The organism is Polynucleobacter sp. MG-6-Vaara-E2, from assembly GCF_018687695.1.
Lineage (GTDB): Bacteria > Pseudomonadota > Gammaproteobacteria > Burkholderiales > Burkholderiaceae > Polynucleobacter.
The window spans coordinates 1,701,706-1,713,748 of the sequence record NZ_CP061303.1; the positions used below are offsets into that span (position 1 = coordinate 1,701,706).

The window sequence follows — 12,043 nt, forward strand, 5'->3', positions numbered from 1 at the left end:
GTGGAAGGGATTTTATGCCTATGGTTTAATCGTTATATGTTAAGCCCATCCCCAAATTCCTCCAAGAAGGCCTTTAGCCGGGTGGCGCTTGTCGGTAAATTTCATGCGGATGGCATTGAAGGGCACCTCAAAGACCTGGCTAAGCTGGTCACAGGGCTAGGTTGTGAAGTATTTATTGAAGCAGAAACAGCCGTTCACCTCGGTTTAAGTGGCTACCCCACAAAAACCCCTCAGGACTTCGCTGGAGCGATTGACCTAGTAGTCGTTTTAGGCGGTGATGGCACGATGCTAGGAATTGCTCGCCAATTGGCAGGCAGCCATGTCCCGCTAGTGGGAATTAATATGGGGCGTCTTGGCTATATGACGGATATTCCCTTTCAATCCGTTCAAGACACCTTACCCAAAATCATTGCAGGCGAATATGAAGCGGATACAAGAACCTTACTTGATGCCGTAGTGCTGCGTGATAACAAAGAAATTAATCGCGCCCTAGCGCTCAATGATGTCGTCGTCAATCGCTCTGGAATTTCTGGAATGGTTGAGCTCGCTGTTCGCGTCAATGGCTCCTTTATGTATAACCAGCGCTCCGATGGTTTGATTGTCTCTACACCAACCGGCTCAACTGCCTATGCCTTATCAGCTGGTGGCCCCATCCTGCATCCACATGTTGCAGGAATCTTATTGGCTCCGATTGCTCCCCACTCGCTATCAAATAGACCTATTGTTTTGCCCCAAGATAGCGTGACCGTGATTGAGGTAGTTGATGGCCGCGAAGTAATCGTCAACTTTGACATGCAATCACAAACCAATTTACAGAGCGGTGACAAAATTGAAGTACGCCAATCTGATAAAACAATCGCCCTATTACATCCTAGCAATCACAGCGACTACAAAACTTTGCGTGAAAAATTGCATTGGAATGAATACCCATCGACTTTTTGATGTCGAGTTTCTTGCTACGCTAATACATGCTTCAAACCATCTCCCTTCGTGACTTTGTCATTGTTGATCAGCTTGAACTCGACTTTGCAAGTGGCTTTACAGTCCTCACTGGCGAAACAGGTGCAGGCAAATCTATTCTGCTTGACGCCTTAAGCCTAGTGCTTGGTGAGCGCGCGGACAGTAGTCAAATTCGAGAAGGGTGTCATCGCGCTGAGATCTCAGCTCTGTTTCGTATTGATTCAGAACTTATTCAATCATTTAACAAATGGCTAGATGAGCAAGGCTTTCCAGTAGAAGATGAAGGTCAAAGCCTTCTACTGAAAAGAACTGTTGAAAATAATGGTCGCAGTCGTGCCTTTATTAATGGCAGTGTAGCCACCTTAGCGCAGCTTCGAGAAGCGGGTGATCAGTTAGTGGATATTCACGGTCAACATGCGCACCAACTCCTTCTGAAGGGTGGTGCACAACGCGAACTTTTAGATCGCCACGCTGGATTACTTCCACTAGCATCCGAAGTTGCGCAAGCCTTTAAAACTCTGAACGATTCCCGTCGCCGCTTGGAGCAAGCTGAAAATGCTGGCCAAGATATTGAACGCGAACGTGAACGACTCGAATGGCAACTTGAGGAGCTTACCGAACTTTCTCCACAAGAAGGTGAGTGGGCCAATATCCAAAGTGAGCATGCTAGATTAGCTAACGGCGCTAAGTTAATTGGGGGCTGCCAAGAAGCTATTGAAGTTTTGAGTGACGCAGATAATTCTCTTGAGTCTTCCTTATCTAAAGTCTGCGGCAATATCGGCGCTCTCGCTGAACATGATCCTGCTTTGAGCAGTATTAGCGAATCATTACAAAGCGCTCAAATTCAACTAGATGAAGCGATTCATGGACTCAATCGCTATCTGCAAAAACTCGATTTAGATCCTGCACGCCTTGAGCAAGTTGAAGAACGAATGCAAGCCTTACATGGCGCCTCTAGAAAATATCGTACTGAGGTAGATGAGCTCCCCAAACTCCTCCTAGAGACAACGGAACGCTTAGAAGCATTAACTGCTTCACAAAATATTGACGCCCTTCGCGAAAAAGTAATGCAGGAAGAAGCAAGTTATCTTAAATTCGCCAAGCAACTCTCACAAAAACGCAGTAAGGCCGCTGCAGAGCTTGGCCAGTTGGTGACAGATGCAATGCAAGATTTATCAATGGCGGGTGGACGCTTAGAAATTACACTCTCACCATTGCAAGAGGGCGGTTCTCATGGTCTTGAGCAAATTGAGTTTTTAGTGGCAGGTCATGCTGGTAGCACCCCTCGATCTTTAGCCAAGGTAGCTTCTGGTGGTGAGCTCGCGCGTATTAGTTTGGCTATCAGCGTAATTACTAGCAAGGCTTCGTTTACCCCAACATTAATTTTTGATGAAGTCGATGCCGGTATAGGCGGCGCTGTTGCTGAAACTGTTGGAAAACTATTACATCAGTTAGGACAATCGCACCAAATCTTGTGCGTCACCCATCTTCCTCAGGTGGCAGCACAGGGTAACCATCACCTCAAAGTAAGCAAGTCCCAAAATGGCGATAAAACTGTGTCACAAGTTCAGCCCTTAGGTAGATCAGAGCGGGTTGAAGAAGTTGCCAGAATGTTAGGTGGCGCAACGATTACCGATACCACTCGTCGCCATGCACGCGAACTTCTAGAGCAACAATAAATCGCTTTAAGCGCTTGAGGGCGCTTTAAAGATTTCTTGCCAAAGTGCTAACACGCAATCTCTAGCTGCAACTAACTCGGGCTCAGCTACCAACTGAATACGAGTCTTTTCTGCGCCATCCAATCGTAAGCGATGTTGACGTGCTCTTAACAAACGATATGCATCTCCGACTTGCTGAGCGGCATTGACTGAAATTAAACCCATTTCACCCGCGATTCTTAAAAGCGCAATATTGCCTAAGTTACCTATCAAGCTTGGACATTGATATGAATAAGCCAGCACTAAAAATTGAACTATAAATTCAATATCCACCATACCGCCAGCATCATGCTTGAGATCAAAATCCCCACTAGCATTTGGATGTCCTTCATGCACCTTATGACGCATATTTAAAATCTCTGAGCGCAACTCATCAATGTTGCGTTTTTGACTTAAGACTTCAGAACGCACTGCATCAAACTCAATGCCTACCAAGGGATTGCCCGCAGCAAAGCGGGCTCGAGTTAAAGCCTGATGCTCCCAAACCCATGCAGCGTTATCGCCTTCACGCTTTTGATATTTTTTAAATGCTTCAACATTGGTTACCAAAAAACCTGCCGATCCATTCGGACGTAAACGAGTATCAATTTCAAACAAACTACCCGTAGCGGTATAGGTCGTTAACCAATGAATCATGCGTTTAGCCAAAAGGGCATAAATTTCTTGTGCGGCGTAATCACCCTCTGATGACTGGTATAAAAATACTAAATCTAAATCTGAGGCGTAACCAAGCTCCTTACCGCCCAACTTGCCATACGCAATTACCGCAAATAGAGGAGGATCATCTAGTGCTAAATCAAACTTCTTAGCAACGGCAGGCCAAACCCGCTCAAAAGTAGCTTGCAATATCAAATCCGCTAATGCAGATAAATGATCGCTTACTTTCTCTACGGGTAGAGCATGCTCTACCCCAATACCCAAATCCGCCAACAGAGTAATGAATGTTTCTGTGTGATGGGTAACACGCAAAATATTCATTGCCTGTTCTGAACCATCGCCATCCGCCATCACATCATCAAGGCGCATATTTAAATTCGCCTTAACTTCTTGCCAATAGTCTTCGGGGTGCTCAATCAGAGCCCTCTCAGTTCGAGAGTTAAGTAAGTAATCCAGAAGATGCGGATGCGAAGTAAGGTATTGAGCGCCCCATTGAGATGCTTTCAATAACGCCAATACATTGACTAAAGCCTTTGGATATTCTGCCAATATAGATAAATAGGCGCTGCGCCTTGCAATTGCCTCAAGTAAATCAAAGAAGCGCAATAGTGTTTGATCTTGACTAAGTGCGCTTTGATTATCAGGGCTCAATAATTCTGTAGCGCTGCGCATCAAACTATCGAAGATTAAATGGCTTTTTTCTGGCAACAGTTTGGCTTTAGGACCCGCAAGCCATGCCTGCCAGCGAGCCAAGGTTTGAGGAAATAGACTCCCGTCTGGCTCCCAGCTTCTATCTGAGGGAGCAATATTAAGACGAGCCCCATCATTCAATGAGAAAGCTTTTTCAAAGAAAATCGCTACGTTATTTTGATGGCGCTCCAATCCCGCTAAGAAACTCTTCTCATTTTCGAAGCCCATACTGATTGCTAAGCGAGCGCGCGAGTCCTGATCATCGGGCAGATAGTGTGTCTGCTGATCATCCCAAACCTGTATGCGATGCTCAAGCTTCCTTAAAAAAATATAAGCAGCTTGTAATTCATCAATCTCTTGAGCTAACAAAAGGCCATACTGTTTAATGAGGTCAAGCACCTTTAAAGTTGGACGAGCCCTAAACCGAGGGTCAGTACCCCCACGCATCAGTTGAAACATTTGTGCCAAAAACTCTATTTCCCGAATCCCCCCGCGCCCCAACTTGATGTCATGAGATCGGCCTTGATGGCCGGCAGAACGTTTCTCGGCTTCTTGCTGAATTTGGGCGTGTAAATCTCGAATGGCTCCTATGACGCCATAATCCAAATGCCTGCGATACACAAACGGACGAATGAGTTGCTCCAAAGCCCTTTCGCAATGTTGATAGTCTTGCGAATCTGGCAAAGGTGCAACTAATCTGCCTTTAATCCACGCATAGCGCTCCCACTCTCGACCTTGAACTAGCAAATACTCTTCTAGCATATCGAGACTACACACCAAGGGACCCGAGTCTCCATTAGGTCGCAAGCGCATATCTACACGAAATACAAATCCATTTGCCTCATGCTCTGACAAAAGCTTTATGAGACGCTTGCCCATACGGGCGAACCACTCATGATTGGATAAACTCTTGGGACCTCCTTGAGTATCACCCTCATGCTCGTACAAGAAAATCAAATCGATATCAGAGGATAAGTTCAGCTCGTAGCCACCGAGCTTACCCATACCAACGACCATGAGCGGCATCTCTGAATGAGTTGACTGACTCCATGGCAGCCCAAAGTACTCCTGCAAGTCTCTGCGAATAAATGCAATGCAATCAGAAACTGCTAATTGGGCAAAATGGCTCAGGCTATGGGTAACCTCGTCTAGAGCCGCCATACCATTGAGGTCGCGATAAGCCAGCCATAACATCAGTTTTTGACGAGCCAGGCGCAAATCAGCCATAAATTGCGCTTCATCATGCGTCGCAGTTAAACCATCAATCTTGCAAGTCTTAAGAAGATCCTGAATACCCTGCAGATCAATTTTTTGATGCCCATGAGCCCTCAGCCACTCATGCCACTCAGGTTTAGCATGGAGCCAACGCCGAGCGTAATTAGAGTGTCGCTCTAAAAACTCAATTTGACTTGAAAAATCATCCATTCCCCCATCTTAATGCCGACTCAAAGTCTAGCTACAGAAGCTTGGCGGTCATGTAGTGCCTGACGGATAATAGAGGCCATGCTGCAAAAAATCATTCCGCCACAGCTCAAGAGTATGTTGACAAAACGTCCTCCAGTTTTTGGTACTGGCTGGCGCAAACGCCTGCTGATTTTGACTGGCATTACTGTGGCACTTTTTTTATTGGTTCATTTCGGCGTTCGCTACATTCTTTGGCCTCAAATTGAAAAATCTAAAGCTTCTGTTGAAAAACTGATCAGTGTCCGCGCTGGCGTCAATGTATCAATAGAAGATCTCAGAGTTTCTTGGACGGGAATCAGGCCAGCCTTTGAAATGGATGGATTACGCTTTAGCAACTCCGATCAAACCCAATCACTATTGAAGATTAAAAAGATTTATGGCGAACTGAGCTGGAAATCTTTTTATCACTTAGCGCCATATTTTCATGACATTCATTTAGAAGACGCAGAAATTTTTGCCCAGAGAAATTCCAAGGGAGTAATTACGATCGCTGGAATGGCAATTGACAGCAGTAGTAGCGACTACTCAGCTGAGAACTGGTTGTTCACTCAAGACATGATTGATGTAAATCGGGTCAAGCTTTACTGGGATGATCAACTCAATAAAAAAGCGTCCAACTCACTTGAAATACTAAATCTATCACTTATTAATGGCATCCGTAGCCATCAAGGCTATGTCACTACGACCACACCCTGGACTAAAGGCGTTACTAAAGTTGAAGTAGACTTTGCGCATCGCCTTGGCGGTCAAGCTGGTAACTGGCGTGACTGGATTGGCAAGATCAACTGGAACTTAACGGATTTAGACTTAAGACAAGTTGCTAAAGACTTCAATTTTGGTATCAACGCTCTAGAAGGAAAACTCAGCTCCAAAGGAAACTTAAAAATTGATAACGCCAAGCCTGATGGTGGTGAATTCTTTGTGGCAGTTGATGACCTTGTAGTTCAGTTATCAAAAAGCGAGGATGCTATTGCCCTAGGAAGGCTAGAGGCTAACCTTCTACAAGCAACTGATGATGGCTTAATTGCAATATCCACCACAACATTTGCTTGGCGCGATATGGATAGCCCTAAATCTACGCCATTGGAAAAACTGAGTCCAATGACTTTTCGTTGGCGCCCTCCTGGTGATGACGGTGAAATTAAAGAATTTGGATTTTCATCACCAAAAATTTCGGTTGATGATATCGCCCTATTTGCACTGAACTTACCGCTCTCTACAAAAGTACACAATTGGATTAAAAATTCTCAAGCAGAAGGGGATTTAGAGGATGTTGATATTCACTGGTCCGAAAGCAAGTCTCCCTTGTCAGCACTCAATATTCCTGGAGGCTGGTTTAAGTCGAACAAGCTGGACTTCACTGTTAGCGCTAGGCTGATCAACTTGAGTTTCACTGGAATGAATAAGTCCATTCCTTCCGTCTCTAATCTATCTGGCTACATCACCACTAGTCAAAAGGAAGGTAGCTTTTCTTTGAACTCCAGTGATCTTGGCCTAGAGATTCATGACTTACTAGAAGATCCCAAAATTCAACTTGATCGGGCAAACGGACAAATCACTTGGGTAAAACAAAGAGGGCACTGGGTCATCAATACCAAGCAACTAGCATTGAGTAACCCTGAAATTACTAGCAAACTCAGTCTCAATTACATCATTGGGAACGCCAAAGAATCTGACTTTATGGCTTTAGACATGGACTTTCAAAAAGCCAATCTCAAAACTGCCTATCGTTATCTCCCCGTAGGAATGGGCAAAGATGCCAGAGTGTACTTAAGCAAAGCATTTGACTCAGGAGTCATTCAGAATGGCAGCTTACATATCAAAGGCGACCCCAACCAAGTCCCTTTCCCCGATAAACAGCAAGGCGAGTTCAGCTTAAACCTGCCCATATCTGGTGCAGCTTTTAGCCCTGTTCCAACCCTACCAAGTAATCAAGGAACCTGGTCAACCTTCACCAATGTCAATGGCAATATTAGGATGACTAATGCCAAGCTTACGGTGGATATTAATAAAGCGAATTACAAACAAATCGCCTTAAATACTTTTCATGCTGATATTCTGAATGTCAGCGCAAAACAGTTAATACTCTCCGTTAATGGCAAGGCAAGTGGCGAGGCATCACAAATGCTCGAGTATTTTTATGCATCTCCCGCTGGTAAGAAAGAAGGTAAGCTTGCAGAGAATCTTCGCATTAGCGGCCCGCTCAATCTAGATCTTGGGCTTAAAGTTCCTTTAACCGGCTCTGCAGATACGAGTGTTGATCTGAAAATAGCTCTACCCGGTAATCGAGCAGAGTGGGCAGGCATTCCACCCTTTGAAAATCTCAAAGGAAATATTCGTATCACTGAATCTAATCCTGAATTTGAAGATGTTTCTGCTAATTTTCTAGGTGGCACTATTAATGTAGTCAGCACCGACGACAATAGTAATAAGCAAAACTTCAAAATTACCGGTGACATGCAAGCTAATTTTGTTAAAGACTATTTTGCCAATACCTCGCGCCCAGAACTTCGCCCCATACTCAATGCGATGAATGGCTCTATCAAGTATGACGGCAATATTAGCTTTGGTAAGCTTGGCAGTGACTCTAATATTCGCTTTGATCTTAAAAATTGGTCTCTTAATGCGCCCGTCCCTGCAAAAAAAAACGCTGGCTCTCCATTAATGGGTGATCTCAATATTAAAACCTTTAATGGAGATAGGAACAATCCTAATCGCATCAGTTGGTCTGGAGAAGTTGGAGATCTATATTCAATACAAGGGGTGTTAGGCCGGGACTATGAAGTTCGCCAAGGTCTGGGTGTAGGAACTTCACCCAACATACCGCAACAAGGTTTTCAAGTGAACCTGGTGAGCAATGAACTCAATCTTGACGCTTGGCAAGAATTTTTAGGCACTAATAAATCTGCCCAAGTACAAGAAAGCGAAATCAATACAAGCAACGTTCAGGTCATGGCCCAAGTCAAAAAGCTGACCGCAATAAATCGTCTTTGGCAAGATATTAATGTCACTGCAAATAATAAAAAGAATGTCTGGGACATGCGACTAAACTCACCCCAGATTACAGGTCAGCTTCAATATCAGGCGGCCGGCAAATCTTATAGCAGTGGTCTAGTAAGCGGACGTCTAATAAAGCTCAAACTTCCGGACCCTATTCCAGCAAGCACGTCAAAGGTAAATGCGAGCACTAGAAAATCGCTTAGCCCTGAAGCCATTCCAAGCTTAGATTTAACGATTGACGATTTTTCTTGGTCAAAAGCACAGCTTGGTCAGCTCAAAATTAAAACGAATACCAAGGACAATGTTTTAAAAATTGATTCGATTCAAGCAAATAATCCCCAGGGTGCTACATCAGTCAGCGGTCAATGGCGTGGCGGTACAAAAAATTCTGTTGAGCATAGCGTCCTAAATATCAGCATGGATGTAAAGGATGCTGGGCAGATCATTGCTCATTGGACTCCTCAGAAGTCAATTGAAGGCGGCCAAGGTAAAGTCAGCGCTAACGTGGAATGGGATGGCTCGCCTTACAACCCCCAATACCAAACCCTAAATGGAAAAGCTAGCTTAAATCTTGAAAAAGGTCGCTTAATGGAAGTCAATACGAGCGGCGCAAAAATTCTAGATGTGCTTAGCCTTCAGAGCTTGTTTAGATTTGCAACGCTTGACCTTAAAGGCAGTCTTGGCAATATCGTTACCAAAGGGACGCCATTTAATTCCATTACAAGTAACTTTGAGATTAGTAATGGGGTTGCTCAAACTCAGCAATTCAATATGAATCTTGACCAAGCGCGCGTTGCCATGAATGGTCAAATTAATATTCCAAAGCAAACACAAGATTTGCGGATCACTATTTTCCCAACGATTGATGCGACTGCAGGATCTCTGGCTGCCTTTGCAATCAACCCTATCGTCGGATTAGGGGCCTTAGTTGGCCAATACTTATTGACTAGCCAAATTAATCGCAGCCTCCAGTCAGACTACTTGGTACAAGGATCGTGGGAAGATCCCGAAGTGATTCCTTTAAATCAACAAGGCCAACCGATTGACTCAAAAATCCTAGAATCTATTAGAAGCAAAGAATTACTCAAAGAACAGAGTAAGCCTAGCTTGAACAATGCACCTAGCCCTGCACCGCAGAATAATTCAGGCAGCATCCCAAAAACTCCCAACTAGATTCTTATGAGCGCCACTGCAAACTCGGCATTACTGAAAATTGCTTCGATACAAATGATCTCTACTCCAGACCTTCAAGAGAATCTGGGGACGGCTGGCAGACTCATTCGCACTGCTGCGCAAGATGGAGCACAGTTAGTCGTGCTACCAGAATACTTTTGCATGATGGGCCTCAAAGATACTGACAAGGTAGGAGTGCGAGAGGCTTTTGGTAGCGGACCAATTCAAGACCAGCTTGCAAGCTTCGCAAAAGACAATGCAATTCATTTAGTAGCAGGCACCATCCCTTTGGCAGCTAAAGACCCTGGGAAGGTGCTTAATACTATGCTTACCTTTAATCCTAGTGGCCAGCAGATTGGACGTTACGACAAAATTCATCTATTTGGCTTTCAGACATCGACAGAGCGTTACCAAGAATCTGAAACGATTGAGGCTGGCGATAAACCGGGGTTACTCAAAATCACCCACGATAAGCAAGAGTGGATTTTTGGTCTAAGCATATGTTACGACCTACGTTTTCCAGAACTGTATCGTGCCATGGGTGCAGTAGACTGCCACATCATTCCAGCGGCATTTACATACACCACCGGCAAGGATCACTGGGAAATTCTGTTGCGCGCTCGCGCAATTGAAAATCAATCTTATGTCCTATCTTCTGCACAAGGTGGTGTGCATCGTAATCAAAGACGCACCTGGGGCCACAGCATGCTAATCGATCCTTGGGGCACGATATTGGCCGATCTACCCGAAGGTGAAGGCTTTATCTCGGGCGTTTTAAGCAAAGAAAAATTAAACAAGGTACGCTCTCAGTTACCAGCACTTGCGCACCGCAAGCTTTAATCAAGGATCTGCCGAATCACATGAACGCACCCGAAGCACTATTTCCAGCCAATTGGACAAAGACCAAAAAGCAGGCAGACCTTATTAAATTAGCCAAATCGATATTGCTCGAGCCCACAGGCTTATCCGAGCGAGACCTCCACCATACCTTTAGAAATATGTTTTCACATCGCCTTGACGATGCAGATCTCTATTTTCAACATACACGCAGCGAGAGTTGGAGTCTTGAAGAAGGCATTGTCAAATCCGGTAGCTTCAACATTGATCAAGGTGTTGGCGTACGTGCTATCTACGGAGATAAAACGGCGTTTGCATACTCAGATGAAATTAATATCGAAGCGCTCAGTAAAGCTGCTAAGGCTACACGTGTGATTGGTCCACAAGGTGGCAAGCAAGCAGTGGCTAAAAAGTTGTTCAACCCTGCATCAAATAAACTTTATTCAGATTTAAACCCGCTTGACTCCCTTCAGCCGAAAGAAAAAATTGCTTTACTTGAAGGTATTGAGCGTCGCGCTAAAGCGCGTGATCCCCGCATCATTCAAGTAATGGCAAGTCTTGCTGGTGAGTTTGATGTAGTTCTTGTCGCCAGGGCAGATGGATTATTGGCAGCTGATATTCGTCCACTGGTACGAGTCTCTGTGCACGTCATTGCAGAGCAAAATGGTCGCCGCGAGTCGGGCTCATCAGGTGGCGGAGCGCGCCATGACTACCTATATTTTGATGCTGACCTCATTAATCGCTATGTTGATGAGGCAGTGGATGGCGCATTGGTAAATCTTGAGTCTCGCCCTGCACCTGCTGGGCCAATGACGGTTGTCATGGGCCCCGGTTGGCCAGGCGTACTTTTACATGAAGCAGTAGGCCATGGTCTTGAGGGTGACTTTAATCGTAAGGGCTCCTCCGCATTTGCAGGACGAATTGGTCAACGCGTTGCTGCTAAGGGCGTCACTGTAGTTGACGATGGCACATTATCAGGTCGTAGAGGTTCACTGAATATTGATGATGAAGGCACACCCACTCAATGCACTACCTTGATTGAGGATGGCATTTTGAAGGGTTACATTCAAGATAGTTTGAATGCGAGACTCATGAAAATGCCACTGACGGGTAATGGACGTCGCGAAAGTTTTGCGTCCCTACCAATGCCGCGCATGACCAATACTTATATGTTGGCCGGTAAAGATGATCCGGAAGAAATTGTGGCAAGTATTAAACGGGGTCTTTATGCGGTGAATTTCGGTGGAGGTCAGGTTGACATCACTAGTGGCAAATTTGTCTTCTCCGCTTCCGAGGCTTATTGGGTAGAAAACGGAAAAATCCAATATCCCGTAAAAGGCGCCACTATCATCGGTAGTGGCCCAGAATCCCTGAAACAGGTTTCCATGATCGGCAACGACCTCAAATTAGACGGTGGGGTTGGGGTTTGTGGCAAAGAAGGTCAAAGCGTGCCAGTCGGGGTTGGACAGCCCACTTTAAGGATCGACAGCCTGACGGTTGGCGGCACCGCCTGATATTGGCAAATTACGGCTTAAAATAGTCGT

The 12,043-nt window shown here is 45.1% G+C and carries 6 protein-coding genes; 5 read left to right on the forward strand and 1 reads right to left on the reverse strand.

Annotated elements, in window-relative coordinates:
• Positions 1-36 precede the first annotated feature (36 nt).
• Together ICV38_RS08835 and recN are read left to right on the forward strand one after the other, a co-directional pair.
• Positions 37-942, forward strand: a complete 906-nt coding sequence (locus tag ICV38_RS08835; protein ID WP_215379875.1) for an NAD kinase — start codon at positions 37-39, stop codon at positions 940-942.
• 26 nt (positions 943-968) lie between these two features.
• Positions 969-2,639 (forward strand): DNA repair protein RecN, encoded by a 1,671-nt coding sequence (recN, locus tag ICV38_RS08840; RefSeq protein WP_215379887.1) that lies wholly within the window; start codon positions 969-971, stop codon positions 2,637-2,639.
• Between the two features lie 6 nt (positions 2,640-2,645).
• On the opposite strand, the gene glnE is transcribed toward recN, so the two are convergent.
• Positions 2,646-5,450: a bifunctional [glutamate--ammonia ligase]-adenylyl-L-tyrosine phosphorylase/[glutamate--ammonia-ligase] adenylyltransferase gene (glnE, locus tag ICV38_RS08845; RefSeq protein WP_215379890.1), complete on the reverse strand. Its 2,805-nt coding sequence runs from the start codon at positions 5,448-5,450 to the stop codon at positions 2,646-2,648.
• Between the two features lie 78 nt (positions 5,451-5,528).
• Here glnE and ICV38_RS08850 point away from each other — a divergent pair, with 78 nt between their 5' ends.
• From ICV38_RS08850 to tldD, 3 genes are read left to right on the forward strand one after another with little or no spacing between them, the layout of a single operon-like run.
• Entirely contained in the window at positions 5,529-9,662 is a 4,134-nt protein-coding gene (locus ICV38_RS08850) for a YhdP family protein (protein WP_215379892.1), read from the forward strand.
• Between the two features lie 6 nt (positions 9,663-9,668).
• Positions 9,669-10,502: a carbon-nitrogen hydrolase family protein gene (locus ICV38_RS08855; RefSeq protein WP_215379895.1), complete on the forward strand. Its 834-nt coding sequence runs from the start codon at positions 9,669-9,671 to the stop codon at positions 10,500-10,502.
• 20 nt (positions 10,503-10,522) lie between these two features.
• The gene (gene tldD, locus ICV38_RS08860; RefSeq protein ID WP_251368142.1) at positions 10,523-12,013 is read left to right on the forward strand and encodes a metalloprotease TldD; all 1,491 of its coding nucleotides are present in this window, start codon (positions 10,523-10,525) and stop codon (positions 12,011-12,013) included.
• The last annotated feature ends 30 nt before the right edge of the window (positions 12,014-12,043 follow it).